This window comes from Phocaeicola paurosaccharolyticus JCM 15092, from assembly GCF_000613805.1.
Classification (GTDB): domain Bacteria; phylum Bacteroidota; class Bacteroidia; order Bacteroidales; family Bacteroidaceae; genus Phocaeicola; species Phocaeicola paurosaccharolyticus.
The window spans coordinates 1-16,076 of record NZ_BAJR01000030.1 but is presented as its reverse complement, the minus strand read 5'-3'; the positions used below and the strand labels follow the sequence as shown (position 1 = coordinate 16,076).

The following is a 16,076-nucleotide window of genomic DNA, read 5'->3' as shown; positions in this document are numbered from 1 at the left end:
AGTATTATGTCTGAAAAAACGAGATATTCCGATGCTGAACTTGAAGAGTTTCGTGCTATAATTATGGAAAAGCTAGAGTTGGCTCAACGTGATTATGACCGTTTGAAAAGTAGTATCATGAATAAGGATGGTAATGATACAGACGACACATCTCCAACATACAAAGTATTGGAGGAGGGTGCAAGTACACTTTCAAAAGAGGAGACTACACGCCTTGCTGCTCGTCAGTTGAAATTTATACAGAGCCTTCAGGCTGCTTTAATAAGAATTGAAAACAAGACTTATGGCATCTGCCGTGAAACAGGTAAACTTATTCCTGCAGAGAGACTTCGTGCCGTTCCTCATGCTACATTGAGTATTGAAGCAAAGAATGATGGAAAAAAATAATTAGTGAAAGAATACTGATTAAATATATAAGGACAGAAAAGCATGCTATAGTCAATCACTTATGACTATTGTTGATGTTTTTCTGTTCTTATTTTAATGATAGGCAAATTATTATCTCACAAGCAGAATGAAGAAATTTTTTACTAAGGGGCGAATAGCTGTTATTATTGTTTTATCTGTCTTGATCATAGATCAGGTTATTAAGATATTGGTAAAGACAAATATGTACTGGCACGAAAGTATACATATTACTGACTGGTTCTACATATTTTTCACCGAGAACAACGGAATGGCTTTTGGAATGGAGTTGATAGGTAAACTGTTCCTATCTACATTCCGTATTGTAGCTGTAGGAATTATTATATGGTATCTCAATAAGTTTATCAAAAAGAATTACAATACAGGGTTCATTGTCTGTATATCACTTATTCTGGCCGGAGCTATGGGAAATATATTCGACAGCGCTTTCTATGGTTTGATATTCAACGAAAGTACGAATACATCCATAGCTAAGTTCGTACCTTTCGGTCAAGGCTATGAGTCATTCCTTCACGGAAGGGTAGTAGATATGTTCTATTTTCCAATTATTGACACAAATTGGCCTGAATGGTTACCATTTATTGGAGGTGAGCATTTCATCTTTTTCAGTCCTATATTCAATTTTGCCGATGCTTCAATAAGCTGCGGTATTATTGCTCTTCTCTTGTTCTATAGCAAGACGCTAAATGTTGGTTCTCATCCAAAAGACAAAAAACTTTAGTAAGATGTTTCATAGATCACATATATTCATATCAATAGCTCTTATATCAACATTTCTCTTTGGCTGCGGCAAGCAGATTCCTGATGATGTTATAGATCCTTCTGAGATGGAGGATATTCTATACGATTATCATCTTGCCAATGTTATGGGTGATGAACTTCAATACAATGAGTATTATAAGAAAGAACTATATAATAAGTATGTGTTCGAAAAGTACAATATAACATCCGAGAAGTTCGACTCATCTATGTTGTGGTACTCTAAACATGCTGATGAGCTGACTAAGATTTATAAGAATGTCGACAAGAGATTTGCAAAGAACAGTAAACTCTTAGAGGATGCTACAGCAAATCTTAATGTTAAGAAAGAGAAGAGTTTCTCAGGCGATACAATAGATATATGGAATAAGAGTGATCTTGTTTGGCTTACATCATCCGAATTGACCAATAAGGTTCTCTTCACCACTATTGCTGATACATCATTCAGAGCAAATGATATGTACATAATGGATGGTGATTTCCATTTCCTCAGTTCAGGCAAACAGATCGCAATCATCTGCGTAAATATCACCTTAGACAATGATTCAGTAGTAGGCCGCACAGAGGAGGTCAATTTTTCAGGTCATCGTACACTCTTCCTCAGTGCAAATGTAGCACCATACAAAGTAAGAAGTGTAAATGGTTTTATCTATTATAAAGGTAACAGGAAATTATCAGGTATGCTGGCAAATAACATATCACTGTTGAAGATACATAACAAATATGCGGTAACACCGGCAAATGACACAACTTCAGTATCAAATCCTGCGCAAACTATGCCTACTGAAACATTGCAAAAGCCAACGCTTGATTCAGTCCAGAAAATAACGACGACTGTCGATAGTTCTATGATTAATCAGATACAGCCTCTGAAGAACGATCCACTTTCTATAAAGGCAAGAACACCAAGGAAACGAAGACAGGTAAACTGATGAGAAGAGTAGCAGCAAATATCATAATAAAAGATGCAACTACAAGGTTAATCAATCATGTCATTGAACTGGAAAATGGAGTTATAGTAAATGATTATCCGCTGCAGGTTGAGAGAGAGGCAGTAGAGTGGATAGGAGGTATGATTGTATGCTCACCATCCAATAAGATAGACAATTTCACCAATCTAAGAATCAGCGAATTTATAGATAAAAATGTAAACCGTATATATTCCGGCAACAGTTATGCCTGGCATATATAGGTTTAGATATTACTTCGGATTCAATCATAACAGAGAGAAACATCAGTCTGCTGAAATAAACCTTCAGAACTTATCTCTTTATCCTTCTTCTGAACTCGGCACAGATTATACCTGTTGCCATAGCAACATTCAGAGATTCCGATGTTGTCCTTCCTACAGGATAGTTTGGTATTAATAGCTTGCTGTTTACCATCTTCTCTATCTCGCTGCTTATTCCGTTGCCCTCATTACCCATTACTATAAGCCCATTTTCAGAGATGGCAGAGTCATATAGATTCTCTCCATCAAGGAAAGTACCATATACCTTCACACCTTCAAGTGATGAGATGAATGCAGGTAAGTCACAATAGTGAACCTTTACTCTCGATATAGCTCCCATTGTTGCCTGAACAGTCTTTGGATTATAGATATCTGCCGTTCCCAAAGAGCAGAATATATTCTCTATGCCGAACCAATCTGCAACACGTACTATTGTTCCAAGATTACCCGGGTCCTGTACCTCGTCAAGTGCCAGACAAAGACTATTCTTAGGAAGAGATACGTCTAACTTATATTCAGGCTGCTCAAATATAGCAAGAACCTCTTGAGGACTCTTCAGAAAACTCGCTTTAGCGAGTTCATCATCACTTACCTCAATAATCTCTTGAGCTTTTATATCATCATGCCTACTGAGCCACTCACTTGTTGCTACAATCAACTTGCATGAAAAGCAGTCAAGCAGTTCATCAACACTCTTATGACCTTCTGCTACGAATACTTTCTCTTCCTTTCTGTTTTTTTTCAGTTCAAGCGATTTAATATATTTTATTTTGTTCTTGCTGAGCATATAATTCGGTTAAAAAACAATATTATAAAACAAAGCTAATAAGATATTTTCAATTAATATCTATCTTTGTGTACAATTGTGATGTGTAAAGATTTATATGAAGAAAAGCGCGTTAGTTTATACAACAATATTCTCAATGTTCCTATTTGCCTCATGCTCAGTAAGTAAGTTCATTCCCGAAAAGAAGTATTTACTCGATGAAGTAAAGATTGAGACAGACAAAAAAGAGTTGAAACCTGCTCTTTTCAATAACTATATACGTCAGAATCCAAATGCTAAGTGGTTCAATATAGTTAAAATACCTATGTATATCTATTCCGCCTCAGGCAGGGACTCCACTAAAGCTATCAACAAATTTTTCCGTAAAATTGGTGATGCACCCGTTATATACGATGAAGCTACAGCCATCAAGACCAAAGATGAAATGCAAAAAGCTGCACGAAACTTCGGCTATATGGGTGCTACAGTAAATATGGAGAAGAAGGTAAACAAAAACAAACTCAAGCTTACTTATAAGATTATTAGCGGACATCCATATTATATCCGTCAAATAGCATATGACATCAAAGATCTTAAGATTGGAGAACTGATATCAGGCAGTCAAGAGCAGAGTCTCATAAAAGAGGGAATGCTCTTCGATGTAAATGTACTCAATTCCGAGAGAGACCGTATAAACAAACTTCTTCAGGATAATGGCTATTATAAATTCACTAAGGATTTTATAGTTTATCAAGCTGATACGAGCAGAAACATCAATCAGATTGACCTTACAATGCGTCTTCTTCCTTATCAAAAGAGGAAAGAGGATGCACCTACAGATCATAGTCAGTATAAAGTCAACAGCGTCAATTTTGTTGCCGACGATAACATACCTCGCATTGATGAGTCGACATTGAGTAGTTACGACTCTATCCAGTACAAAGGCAGAAATATCTATTTCAAGGAGAATTGCTACCTAAGGCCAAAGGTGATGAACAATGCCAACAGAATTAAGGAAGATGGTTTGTTCAATGATCAGGATGTAAGAAATACTTACTACTCATTAGGACGACTTAATGCCTTGAAATATTCAAACATCCGCTTCCTTGAGAATGATTCACTTCCTAACAGTCTTGATGCATACATTCTTATGGCAAGGGCCAACAATAAGTCCCTCTCATTTGAGCTTGAAGGTACAAACTCGGCTGGAGATATTGGTGCAGCAGCATCAGTAGCCTTTATGCATAAGAATTTATTCAGAGGTTCCGAGTCATTTATGATTAAGCTAAGAGGAGCATACGAGGCCATCACAGGACTTAAAGGTGGATATGCCAGTGACAACTATACAGAGTATGGAATAGAGTCAAATCTTAACTTCCCTGAGTTTATGTTCCCATTTCTCTCTTCATCATTCAAAAATAAGATTAGAGCTACATCCGAATTGGGAATTAAGTTCAGTTCACAGATACGTCCTGAGTTCTCACGTACATCAGCATCAGCATCTTGGAGTTACCGTTGGAGCCGTCTTAGAAATATCCACCGTTTCGACCTTATAGATATCAACTATATCTATATGCCAAAAATCTCTGATGAGTTCCGCGACTATCTGGATAATATGACAGGATCAAACTCTCTGCTGAAATATAGTTACGAAGACCAACTTATAGTAAAGATGGGGTATAACTACACCTTCAACAGTCTTGGGACATCTGTAAACAAGAATCCTACTAAAGATTCATACACTATACGTTTCAGTTTCGAAGAGGCAGGAAACCTTCTTTATGCAGCTTCTAAGTTGGCTAATGTTGCACCAAAGAACAATGAAAGCTTTGTTTTGGCCAACATCCCATTTGCACAATATGTAAAAGCCGATGTAGATTATACAAAGAATTTCGTAATCGACCCACGCAACAGTCTGGTATTCCACATAGGTGGTGGTATAGCTGTACCTTATGGCAACTCAAAGATGCTTCCATTCGAGAAGAGATATTTCTCAGGAGGTGCAAACAGTGTTAGAGGTTGGACAGTACGTTCATTAGGTCCAGGTGCATTCCAGGGAAGTACAGACGGCAAGCTCGACTTCCTGAACTATACAGGTGATATTAAGTTAGATGTGAACCTTGAATATAGAACACATCTATTCTGGAAGTTCAATGGTGCAGCCTTTGTTGATGCAGGAAATATATGGAATATGAAAGAGAACTCCGACCAGCCTGGTGGTGTCTTTAAGATAAACAAGTTCTATAATCAGATAGCTGTAGCTTATGGTTTAGGTATTCGTATGGACCTTGATTATCTTATTCTCAGATTCGATGGAGGTATGAAAGCGATTAATCCGATGCGTACCGGGAAGGAGAAATATCCAATCACACGTCCTGATTTCGGCAGAGATTTTGCCTTTCATTTTGCAGTAGGTTATCCATTTTAATAATAAGAATAATGGCACAGGAAAAGAAAAAATATACTCTAGAAGAGATAGATGCTCTAAAAGCTTGGTTTGACCAACAGAAGCTACCCGAATCTATGCAGATCACCTCATCTGCATTCTCTCCGGACCTTAAAGAAACAGTAGCCCATCTTTTCGAACAGGCATACGATTGTTATGAGAATCCTAAGATGACAGGTTCTATACGAATATTGGAAATAATAAAAAATAATCTTGAAAAAAATAATATATAGAAGATGACTCATCTTCTATATATTATTTTCTTGTTTGGAATATCATAAATTTCAACCGATGGTTTCGGGGCAATACTATTTTCTATCACATATCTATTCATTTTAGGATATACCTTAATAAGACCGAGTATAACAGATGGAAAGCCTTTGAAAGGAAATTCAGTGACAGCTGACTCCTGGACGGGTAACTTCTTTATTTTATATTTACAATCAGCATTCTCCAACTTTTCAATATCTTCAGGTTCTATTATGCATCCTACATCCGATTTCAACTCTTCTTTCTTCACCTTCTTTGGATCGTCGTAGTATAAACCTATTCCTTTATAAGTAACAATCTTCAACTCATCCTGAAGATAATAATAGACTTCGTCAGAGACAGATGCCGTCTGTCTATAATCACCTAACACACTCTTATATACCACAGTCTCACCACCGACATTCTCCGTCCGGATGGTAACATTATGGAATGCTCCAAAATATGCCAATACAACAATAATAGTAGCAATGATAATCGATACAATAATCCAAATCATAGCCTTAAATTTTAGTATGGACAAATTCTCCATCTATCCAGATGGTAGCATTTTTGCCAATAAATTTCAAAAGTATATAGTTCTCATCTTCAACTCCCTTTGGGAAATGTTCGATGAACCAATCCTGCCAAAATTTCTTCTTAGATTCTATATCTGAAACTATCTCAGTTATGCCCTCCATAGCTATGCTATTCCCTTGCTCGTAAAAGCAGACTCCCGATTTATTGTTAGTAGAGAAGTCTCTTACCTTAACAGAACCTTTACCTGTTGCAAACCAGATTTCATTAAGTCCGTTACTACTAATCTTCGAAAGTGGTACTGGTCTTGGAAAACCTTCACTGTTAACTGATGTAAGTACAACTACATCACATCTTTGCAAAATCTCATTTGCTTTCTCTAAAATAGTCTTCATATTATATTGTTTAATTTATATTGACAAAATTATAATCTTGTGAATAGACAATGTTGTATAAAATCGACTTTATAGTCCATAATATGCCAACGACTCATCTAGCGGTTGAGGAGATGATATAAATGAAGTAGGAGAAGAACCTGATAACTTCTTGACCTCTCTAGATAGATGAGCCACATCATAATATCCTGCCTGGACAGCCACAGATAGTAGATTATCATATTCTGTGCCCGACAGCAAATCCATAGTTCTTTTAAATTGGATAATCCTGCTATACTCCTTGGGAGAGAAACCTGTATACATCTTGAATTTCCTTTCAAGATGTCTTTGACACATGTTTATACTATCCGATAACTTATTTATTGACAGTGTCCCATAACTCGAATCTATCTCCTTTACAGCTAGCAGGATCTTACGATCTATCTCATTACCTCTGTTATAATAGCGACTAATGAGAAGTTTTTCCAAGAAATCTATTTTCTCTCTGATATTCTTCTTTTCACACAGAATTTCAGTAATGGAATTATCAAATAGGGCCTCTATGTCGGAAAAGAGCATTCGTTTATTGCGAAGTTCATTTAATGGTATATAGACAAAATTGCTCAATCCGCATGGTCGGAAACGTATGCCAAGCATATTTATTGTATCCGAATCAGTAATCAGTTCAGAGTATTGTGACATCGGACCGATAAAATAAGTATTGTAAGGCCGCAGCCTTATATCATCCCCACATGCATTTGCTACATCTCCAAGAGTAAAAATAATGTCAGTGCATCCGTCGGGAAGTATATTAAAATGCATGCCTTTTGTTATATTGCCATTAAATTCCCAAAATCGATGAATAAATGGAGACAATAAATCGCAAGGCCTGTATTCATTATACATAATGTATATATTTAATCTTTAAACTGACTTCAAAGATAGGCAAAATAACTAACTATTATTCTATTATTATCTTTTTGTTATTCAAAACTATACATTGTAATAATTGACAAAAAAAGAGAGAATCTTAATCAATAAAATAGCTTATTGATTGATGTAGGAATAGGTGTAAAATATATAAAGGCATAAAAAAGAGCTCTATAGCATATGCTATAGAGCTCTTTCAAAATATTTTCTACTATTATTTGCAATCTTAACAAGAATAAGCATCACAGGTACCTCAACAAGCACACCTACAACCGTGGCAAGTGCAGCACCAGACTGTAATCCAAAAAGTGAGATAGCTACAGCCACTGCCAACTCAAAGAAGTTACTTGCACCAATCATACCTGCCGGTGCAGCAACATCGTGAGGAAGTTTCCACCATTTAGCCCATCCATATGCTATAAAGAATATAAGGAATGTCTGCAGAATTAGTGGCACAGCAATAAGCAGAATATGAAGCGGATTATTCATAATCGTCTCACCTTGGAAAGAGAATAATATAATAAGTGTAAGAAGAAGTCCTCCAATAGTATAGTTATCAAATTTCTTAACAAATACATTATTGAAGTATTCTATTCCCTTACGCTTTACTACATAAAGACGTGTTAATACACCTGCTGTAAGAGGTATTACAACAAACAACAATACAGAGAGTAGGAGTGTGTCCCAAGGTATTTCAACTCCACCAATACCCAGCAGAAATGCTACAATAGGAGCAAAAGCCACTAATATTATCAGGTCGTTTACAGCTACCTGTACCAACGTATATGCTGCATCACCCTTAGTAAGATAACTCCATACAAATACCATAGCAGTGCAAGGAGCAGCACCAAGCAGCACAGCACCGGCAAGGTACTCATTAGCCAGTTCAGCAGGAATAAGAGCCTTGAATACAACAAAAAAGAAGATCCATGCAAGACCGAACATTGTGAATGGCTTTATTAGCCAGTTTGTGACACATGTTATTATTATACCTTTAGGACGTTTTCCCACATTCTTAACACTCTGAAAGTCCACTTTCAACATCATAGGATATATCATCAACCATATCAGCAATGCTACTGGAACTGAGACATTAGCATATTCAAACTTACTTAGTGTATCAGGTATGGCAGGAATACATTGTCCCACAGCGATACCTATAACAATGCATAAGACAACCCATATAGTGAGGTATTTTTCAAAAAAGCCTATTCCTTTTTTTTCTTCCATGATATTTCTATTTAAGTTGAGGTTTTACTTCGTTGATATAAAAGTCATAGAAACGCTCTTTTATCTCATCACATACTCTATGAAACTCGCTATCTATAAATTCGACACTGCCTACAGCTTCAGAAGGATCATCAAATCCGATATGCAGTCTGTTCTTTACTTTTCCTGCAAAAGTAGGGCAACTCTCCATAGCACCACCACAAACAGTTATAACATAATCCCATGGCTCATCAACGTAAATGTTTACATTCTTAGGCTTATGCTGAGATATATCTATACCACACTCAGCCATCACCTTCACCGCCATAGGGTTTACCTTTTCAGCAGGTTTGGTACCTGCCGAAAAGACTTTAAGATTTTTATCGAATGATTGCATGAAGCCATGTGACATCTGGCTACGGCAACTATTTCCCGTACAAAGAATTAATATTTTCATTGTTCTAACTATTTTTCCAAGCTATAAGTGCTGTATTGCCATTCGACAATTCCTCAACCTTTTTTATCCATATCAACTCATTCTGAGCTTTTGTCTGCAGGAACTTATTTTTTGTCTCTGTAAGTGAAAGACAAGCATTTACTACCCACCATCTGTTATGTATACCGGCACGTTTCAAGTCAGCTTGCAGTCTCTGAGCCTCGAAAACAGGAGTTGCCTCAGGCAATGTCACTATAACCACCTCAGTTTCCTTCTCATTTCTCAGTCTTGGAAGCAATTTCTTTACCGATTCAGGAGAATCCCCATGAGTACGTTCCACCTCTTTATGGTAACTTTCAGTAGCATCCAGTAGTAACAAAGTATGCCCCGTAGGAGCAGTATCAATAACCACCACCTGATTTTCTGCCTTGTCAACTATCTCTGCAAAGGCACGGAATACAGCAATCTCTTGAGTACACGGAGAACGAAGATCCTCTTCGATATACTCCATATCCTCTGCTGTCATCACTGATGCCGCCTTACTTCTTACCTCATTTTTATAAGCCTCTAATACCTCCTCTTCATCAATCCTGCTAACAGAGATTCCCGCTTTTATAGCAGCTTCATAGTTGAGGTGATTTGCAGGATCGGTCGTTGTAAGGTGTACACTAGTACCCATGCTCTTCAGTTTAAGAGCAATTTCTGTTGCTATAGTTGTCTTACCTACGCCACCTTTTCCCATTGTAAAGATGACACGCTTACCACTTTTGTGCAGATCGGCAACCAATGAATCCAAAGTATGCGAAGGAGTGAGCGGAGTATAACCATTTACATCCTTTATCTTATCATCAAGCAACATACGTCTTATATTCTCAATAGATGAGAGGTTGTATGAGCGTAACGGAACAAAGTCGATAGGATAACCCTTTAGTGTATCAGGAATATTATTCATTGCACCATGTTGACGTTCATAGATCTGTGACGAGAGAGTATCCATTTCGTCTGTCTCTTGAAGCAATCCGTTTATTACCAGCAGCTGGTTCTTAATACCCAATAGCTGAAGCTCTTTTGAAGAGCGAGCGGCCTCCTTAAGAGGAGCAGTATCAGGACGGCTTACCAATACAAGACGTGTTGCATTTCCATCTGCCAGAGTATTTACAGCTTGCTTATATATCTCTTTACGAGTTTCCAATCCTGAAAGTTGTCCCAGACAAGATGCTCCGTGAGTACTCTCACTTATAAAAGTGCTCCATGCAGAAGGAAGTTGTAACATACGCAGAGTATGCCCAGTAGGAGCAGTATCAAAAATAATATGGTCATACTCCTTGCACTCTCAGCCGATGTAATAAAATCAGAAAATTCATTGAATGCAGCAATCTCTACAGTACAAGAGCCTGAAAGTTGTTCTTCCATATTTTGTATCACGCTCACAGGAAGAAGTCCCCTATATGGAGCTATCACACTCTCTCTGTACTCAGCAGCAGCCTGCTCAGGGTCTAGGTTTACCACTGTCAAACCAGGTACCTCTTTAATCTCGGTACCATGTCCATTCAGTGACTCATTAAATACATCTTGCAGATTGGATGCAGGATCGGTGCTGATAAGTAATATTTTCTTACCTCTGTCAGCCAGTCCGATTGCTGTTGAACAAGCCAAAGATGTCTTACCCACACCACCTTTTCCGGTAAAGAATAGGTATTTGGTGAGTTCCATATCATTAATATTAAATTCTTTCATCTCAATTACTTATATGCAGGCATCAAATCCAGGTTAATTCCGGTCCATTCACTCATCTGTTTGGTTGTTGGATATCCTTTTGATACAGCAACCTCATCGTCTACCAAAGTGATTGGCAGAGATTCCGCTCCATTTTTCTGAAGGAATTCATTAACTACCTTATTTGTAACATACACTTGTGGTTCGTCACGTAGATTATGACGTACTACAGTCACTCCCTGTCTCTTAAGAGCCTCAATTACTACAGCAATTCTCATCAAATCAGGGTTTATATTTGTTCCACACAATCCTGTAGGGCAACACATAGCAGGATCGAATATTTCTATTTTTTTCATAACGATATTATTTTTATGATTATTGTTTATAAATAAAATACTATTGCATAATATATTCCAATGGCAATAAAAAGAAGAGCTACTATCTTACGGAACCACTTCTCAAAAACTTGTATTCTGTTATAGAACTTACCCAAGCCTGCCATGCTATAAGCCAATATCCATGCAAAGAGGATTACGGGCAAACCTGTTGCAATAGCATATATAACAGGTAACAGATAGCCACCTGACTCGGCTGCAGAAAGTGGCATAAGCATCCCGAAATATATTAAACCGCTTGAGGGACAGAAAGCAAGAGCAAAAAGAATTCCTAGGAATGTAGCACCACAGCCACCTTTTAATCTGTCCTTTATACGCTCAACACCTACATTCACTTTAGGTAAGTTTAGTTTAATGATGTCGAGCATAATTATCCCAATGATAATCATTACCGGAGCTATAAACATCTCTCCATACTTACTTACGGACTTCTGTATCATGAATATGCTTGCTCCCTCGCGTAATATAGGAATAATGATAAATCCTAAAGCAGTGTAGCTTAGCATCCTCCCTAAAGTATAGAGCAGTCCATTTATGAATATACGATGCGGAGTTTTAATATCCTTGCTGATAAAGCCTATGGCAGTAATATTAGTTGCAAGAGGACATGGGCTCACCGCAGTCAATATTCCTAATAGGAAAGTTGTAATTGTAGGAATAGTGCTACTGTCTAATATAGATTGAATAATATCCATCTTATAGCTCACTTAGCATTTGATCAATCTTATCCTTCAGACCTTTCTTGAATTCATCTGGAGAATTCTTGGCATATGAGAAGCCGAACTCAGTCATATTGTTTACGCTCTCTTTTCCATTTTTCCATCCATTTACGAATAGGGAAGACCAAGTCACCTCGTATTTGTCAGCTATCTTCTCATTCTTTTCATCCGAGATATCTATTACGCGAAATACAATTTTTCCGTCAGCCTTCTCTTTGGTATATAGAGAATCAAGAAGTGCCAATGTATTACTTTCGATTGCCCTACATGTTATACACCTTTGGCTTCCATGGAAGTATAGTACCTCAATATGGTTGGCAGATAGTTTTGACGTAGCCTCTTTTGGTTCATTATTATTTTGTTGTTCGCTCTTTGAGTTTTCTCCACATGAGGCAAGAGTCATTGATAGTAGCATTAAATAAAAAAATAAGCTTTTCATAAACAGATTATTATTGATTAATAAATTTCTTTACCTCATTTAATGATAATTTCTTTCCTGCTGAAACAACTTTTTCATCAATAACCAGTGCAGGAAGTGATAAGACATTATAGTTCATAATCTTCAGCAGATCTTCCTCTTTTATCACAGAAGCATCACTGCCAATTTCTTCGACAGCCTGTTTTACAGTCTCATACAATGCCTTACAACTTGGGCATCCTGTTCCCAATACTTTAATTTCCATATTTTATTAATTTATAGATTATTGTCTGTTATTCGCAGAACTACGAATATACATATTAAAAAAAAGCTGTTCCTAGCAGCACTCGTCACCTTTACATTTAGGTTCCGACAGAAAATTATGGAATAGGTTACGTGCTAATTCAAAATTCTCTTTGTTAATACAATATTTCACCTTAGGGCCTTCAATTTCACCTTGTATCAGCCCAGCATCCTTCAACTCTTTAAGATGTTGTGATACAGTAGCCTTTGCAATAGGTAATTCTTCATGAATTCCACCAAAGTAGCAACTCTCTTGGTTTGACAGGAATGACAGTATCGCCATTCTTGCAGGATGTCCCATCGCCTTAGCAAAGCGAGCAATCTGTTCCTGTTCAGATGTATACTTTTTATCTTTCATAATTATTTTGTTTGTTGTTCGCAAAACTACGAATAGATAAATAAATATCAAAACATAATCTGAAAAAAATTACAGATAAACATATCTAAGGATTTTATCAATAATCAATCATATTCTTTTATTTCCTTAAAAAGTAAAGATTGGCTCTTTCTTTTTACCTATATTTGTTCTTTGTTTTTAGAATGAATAAAGATAGTACTCGATAATGAAAATAAAGTTTTTAAGTTTAGGAAGTGGAAGCAGCGGAAATTGTTACTATTTAGGAACTGAAAAAAATGGCATATTGATTGATGCAGGAATAGGAATAAGAAATGTAAAAAAGATATTTAAAGACTACAAACTAGATTTTAGCACGATTAAAGCAGTATTCATCACTCACGACCACGCAGACCATATAAAAGCAGTAGGAAACCTTGGAGAGAAATATGGCATACCAGTATTCACTACACCCGAAATACATAAAGGAATAAATAAGAGTTATTGTGTAACAGAAAAACTATCTACCTCTGTCAATTTCATAAAAAAAGAGGAGAGTGTTGAGGTAGGAGATTTCAAGATCACAGCTTTTGAGGTACCTCATGACGGAACCGACAATGTAGGTTATTGCATTGAGATAGATGGAAAGGTATTCTCATTCCTTACTGATCTTGGTCATATTACTGAAACTGCAGCCAAATACATAAAAAGAGCAGATTATTTAATATTGGAGGCAAATTATGATGATGAGATGTTGGCTATGGGTCCATACCCCAAATATCTTAAGGAGAGGATAGCTGGTCCCAATGGTCATATGAGCAATAGAGAAACTGCCGAATTCCTTGCAGAAAATTTCCAAGCAAATCTTAAGTATATATGCTCTGCCATTTAAGTAAAGATAATAACCATCCGGAGTTGGCATATAAGACCGTTGAGATGCATCTTCTTGATAGAGGAATCATCGCAGGAAAGGACTTTCAGTTGGTTGCACTGAGGCGAACTATTCCTTCTGAAATATACTTTCTAGATTGAAAAATGTGATGGAAAGGGGTAAAAAAACATTATTATTATTTGCGCTTTTGAAAAAATAGCCTACCTTTGCAACCGCAAAACAGAAATGCACTCTTAGCTCAGTTGGTAGAGCAACTGACTCTTAATCAGTGGGTCCAGGGTTCGAATCCCTGAGGGTGTACTCTTGAAGCGTTTTTAAAAAGAATTATATTATTTTGCACTCTTAGCTCAGTTGGTAGAGCAACTGACTCTTAATCAGTGGGTCCAGGGTTCGAATCCCTGAGGGTGTACAAAGTAAAAAGGAAACTAAATATTAATTAGTTTCCTTTTTACTTATATATCAGCTATTTACATCGAATTAAGGGATCAGCGGATCAGTGGATATTTTAGGATCATACCGAAATTCTGAGGGCTTGAAGATTTAAGCATAAATTTTGGATAATCTGAATAAGAAGAAAGAAATATCTCTTACTCCTATAAATTGTAGTTTTTCAATGCAAAGCTGAAATCATTTAGAGCCACATTCAGTGGGGATGATGTAAGATTCATTATTTACAGGGTTACTAAAGTTAATTTATACTCAACAATTCTTGTATTAAAATAGAAAACGGAATGAATGTTTTCATTATCTTTGCATCTAGACCAAAAATAATAACCTTGAACACTATTCTTAAATTGGTAATTGCAGCATAGTTAACCTCAGAAAACCACAGGTTAATGTTTGATTATTCCGAATACTCTTTTCGGGAAAGGTTTCGTGTACTTTTTATTATCAGGAAAACAGTATCCCTTTTTTGGGACAACTATTTCTATTTTAAATAATTATCAAAAAACTATGTTCGATATAAGAAAAATTCAGGAACAGGCGATTTTCAACGCTGTAAAAACGAAAGCGACGAAAATACGGCAGAAACAATTGTGGATCATCCTTTGGAAAACAATCAGGATTGGGTAGCAAACACGATGAAACGTTTGGAAGAAAGTTTCGATTCTCCAACCGTCAAAAGCATCCGAATCAGCTGCCAATGCGGCTATGAGATGGACGAAAAACTGGCATTGGTAAAAGAGTTGATGGCAAACGCTTCCAATTTGGAGGAATTCGGTTCGCAGAAGAAAGCTCAAGCCGCCGGCTTGTCATATCGCGACGGAGCACTTTTTCTTATGTTTCCGTTCTGTCCCTGCCCGATGCTTGCCGAAGTGCAAAAATTACCGACGAAAACCTGGTGTCAGTGCACTACCGGTTACAGTAAAGTGCTTTTCGAGAAAGCGTTTGGATGTGAAGTCGATGTTGAGCTGCTCAAAAGCATCAAAGTTGGCGATGATGAATGCCTTATGAAAATTGTGCCGTTGGGTACAATCTTATTCTAATTTTTCTAACCATTAAGATGTTAAGGCTATCAAGTTCAAATTTGAGAATAAAGTTAATGCCTCTTAATTTCTTAATGGTTAATTCTCTTTTTATTTTATACATAGTCTACCAGTGGCTTGTATATTGTATAGATAGTTGCTTACCGTTAACGTCGTAATGCTTAACTATAAACTTAAAGTTCACGGCTGTATTATCAATCTTCTTCACTAAGAAACGGATCATGATAAGTTATTCAACCGATCATGATTCGTTGATCAATCTGTCATGATCGGTTTATGAATCAATCATGACAGATTTTATTATACTAGCTGATGAATCATATTGTTATTTCTGCATAGATTCTATGCTTTTGAATTATGATCATTATTAATTAATTTATGTAAAAAATATTTTGATATATAGATTTATTTTATATACTTTTGTTAGGAATGATTAACTTTAGATATTTTAA

The 16,076-nt window shown here is 36.6% G+C and carries 17 protein-coding genes, 2 tRNA genes and 3 pseudogenes; 10 read left to right on the top strand and 12 right to left on the bottom strand.

Going from position 1 to position 16,076, the window contains the following annotated elements:
• The first annotated feature begins 6 nt into the window (after positions 1–6).
• The 4 genes from JCM15092_RS11465 (at position 7) to JCM15092_RS11450 (ending at position 2,377) form a co-directional block, all read left to right on the top strand.
• Entirely contained in the window at positions 7–387 is a 381-nt protein-coding gene (locus JCM15092_RS11465; protein ID WP_024994784.1) for a TraR/DksA family transcriptional regulator, read from the top strand.
• 127 nt (positions 388–514) lie between these two features.
• A complete protein-coding gene (locus JCM15092_RS11460; protein ID WP_024994783.1) occupies positions 515–1,147 on the top strand; it encodes a lipoprotein signal peptidase in 633 nt (210 codons plus the stop codon).
• A 4-nt stretch (positions 1,148–1,151) separates the two neighbouring features.
• Complete coding sequence (locus JCM15092_RS15925) at positions 1,152–2,117, top strand: DUF4296 domain-containing protein (RefSeq protein ID WP_159101398.1); 966 nt, start codon at positions 1,152–1,154, stop codon at positions 2,115–2,117.
• The gene (locus JCM15092_RS11450) at positions 2,117–2,377 is read left to right on the top strand and encodes a hypothetical protein (RefSeq protein WP_024994781.1); all 261 of its coding nucleotides are present in this window, start codon (positions 2,117–2,119) and stop codon (positions 2,375–2,377) included. The genes JCM15092_RS15925 and JCM15092_RS11450 overlap by 1 nt, the downstream gene beginning before the upstream one ends.
• A gap of 70 nt (positions 2,378–2,447) precedes the next feature.
• Here the strand turns inward: JCM15092_RS11450 and JCM15092_RS11445 are convergent, their stop codons facing one another.
• Positions 2,448–3,203 (bottom strand): TrmH family RNA methyltransferase, encoded by a 756-nt coding sequence (locus JCM15092_RS11445; RefSeq protein WP_024994780.1) that lies wholly within the window; start codon positions 3,201–3,203, stop codon positions 2,448–2,450.
• Positions 3,204–3,300: 97 nt separating this feature from the next.
• Between JCM15092_RS11445 and tamL the strand changes: the two genes are divergently transcribed.
• Both tamL and JCM15092_RS11435 read left to right on the top strand, forming a co-directional pair.
• Positions 3,301–5,610, top strand: a complete 2,310-nt coding sequence (tamL, locus tag JCM15092_RS11440) for a translocation and assembly module lipoprotein TamL (RefSeq protein ID WP_024994779.1) — start codon at positions 3,301–3,303, stop codon at positions 5,608–5,610.
• A gap of 11 nt (positions 5,611–5,621) precedes the next feature.
• Entirely contained in the window at positions 5,622–5,861 is a 240-nt protein-coding gene (locus JCM15092_RS11435) for a DUF6965 family protein (RefSeq protein ID WP_034541964.1), read from the top strand.
• Positions 5,862–5,869: 8 nt separating this feature from the next.
• On the opposite strand, the gene JCM15092_RS15920 is transcribed toward JCM15092_RS11435, so the two are convergent.
• The 11 genes and pseudogenes from JCM15092_RS15920 to JCM15092_RS11380 all read right to left on the bottom strand — a co-directional run bounded on the left by JCM15092_RS15920 (position 5,870) and on the right by JCM15092_RS11380 (position 13,269).
• A complete protein-coding gene (locus JCM15092_RS15920; RefSeq protein WP_034541966.1) occupies positions 5,870–6,394 on the bottom strand; it encodes a GyrI-like domain-containing protein in 525 nt (174 codons plus the stop codon).
• A gap of 4 nt (positions 6,395–6,398) precedes the next feature.
• Positions 6,399–6,806 (bottom strand): pyridoxamine 5'-phosphate oxidase family protein, encoded by a 408-nt coding sequence (locus JCM15092_RS11425; protein ID WP_024994777.1) that lies wholly within the window; start codon positions 6,804–6,806, stop codon positions 6,399–6,401.
• Between the two features lie 69 nt (positions 6,807–6,875).
• Complete coding sequence (locus tag JCM15092_RS11420) at positions 6,876–7,691, bottom strand: helix-turn-helix domain-containing protein (RefSeq protein WP_024994776.1); 816 nt, start codon at positions 7,689–7,691, stop codon at positions 6,876–6,878.
• Between the two features lie 207 nt (positions 7,692–7,898).
• Positions 7,899–8,945 (bottom strand): ACR3 family arsenite efflux transporter, encoded by a 1,047-nt coding sequence (arsB, locus tag JCM15092_RS11415; RefSeq protein WP_024994775.1) that lies wholly within the window; start codon positions 8,943–8,945, stop codon positions 7,899–7,901.
• Between the two features lie 7 nt (positions 8,946–8,952).
• On the bottom strand, positions 8,953–9,381 hold the full coding sequence (locus JCM15092_RS11410) for an arsenate reductase ArsC (protein WP_024994774.1): 429 nt from the start codon (positions 9,379–9,381) through the stop codon (positions 8,953–8,955).
• 4 nt (positions 9,382–9,385) lie between these two features.
• Positions 9,386–11,097, bottom strand: a pseudogene (gene arsA, locus JCM15092_RS15915) (arsenical pump-driving ATPase).
• A gap of 5 nt (positions 11,098–11,102) precedes the next feature.
• Complete coding sequence (gene arsD / locus JCM15092_RS11400) at positions 11,103–11,432, bottom strand: arsenite efflux transporter metallochaperone ArsD (RefSeq protein ID WP_024994773.1); 330 nt, start codon at positions 11,430–11,432, stop codon at positions 11,103–11,105.
• A gap of 26 nt (positions 11,433–11,458) precedes the next feature.
• Positions 11,459–12,166, bottom strand: coding sequence for an aromatic aminobenezylarsenical efflux permease ArsG family transporter (locus JCM15092_RS11395; RefSeq protein WP_024994772.1), 708 nt, complete (start codon positions 12,164–12,166; stop codon positions 11,459–11,461).
• Position 12,167: 1 nt separating this feature from the next.
• The gene (locus JCM15092_RS11390) at positions 12,168–12,629 is read right to left on the bottom strand and encodes a nitrophenyl compound nitroreductase subunit ArsF family protein (protein ID WP_024994771.1); all 462 of its coding nucleotides are present in this window, start codon (positions 12,627–12,629) and stop codon (positions 12,168–12,170) included.
• Between the two features lie 10 nt (positions 12,630–12,639).
• On the bottom strand, positions 12,640–12,873 hold the full coding sequence (locus tag JCM15092_RS11385; RefSeq protein WP_024994770.1) for a thioredoxin family protein: 234 nt from the start codon (positions 12,871–12,873) through the stop codon (positions 12,640–12,642).
• 72 nt (positions 12,874–12,945) lie between these two features.
• Positions 12,946–13,269: an ArsR/SmtB family transcription factor gene (locus JCM15092_RS11380; protein WP_024994769.1), complete on the bottom strand. Its 324-nt coding sequence runs from the start codon at positions 13,267–13,269 to the stop codon at positions 12,946–12,948.
• Between the two features lie 205 nt (positions 13,270–13,474).
• On the opposite strand from JCM15092_RS11380, the pseudogene JCM15092_RS15910 reads away from it, so the two are divergent.
• The 4 genes and pseudogenes from JCM15092_RS15910 to JCM15092_RS15905 all read left to right on the top strand — a co-directional run.
• A pseudogene (locus JCM15092_RS15910) lies at positions 13,475–14,277 on the top strand (MBL fold metallo-hydrolase).
• An 87-nt stretch (positions 14,278–14,364) separates the two neighbouring features.
• Positions 14,365–14,437, top strand: a tRNA-Lys gene (locus JCM15092_RS11370).
• A 36-nt stretch (positions 14,438–14,473) separates the two neighbouring features.
• Positions 14,474–14,546: transfer RNA gene (locus tag JCM15092_RS11365), tRNA-Lys, on the top strand.
• 592 nt (positions 14,547–15,138) lie between these two features.
• Positions 15,139–15,624 (top strand): annotated as a pseudogene (locus JCM15092_RS15905) (DUF6144 family protein); the annotation flags it as partial.
• Between the last annotated feature and the right edge of the window lie 452 nt (positions 15,625–16,076).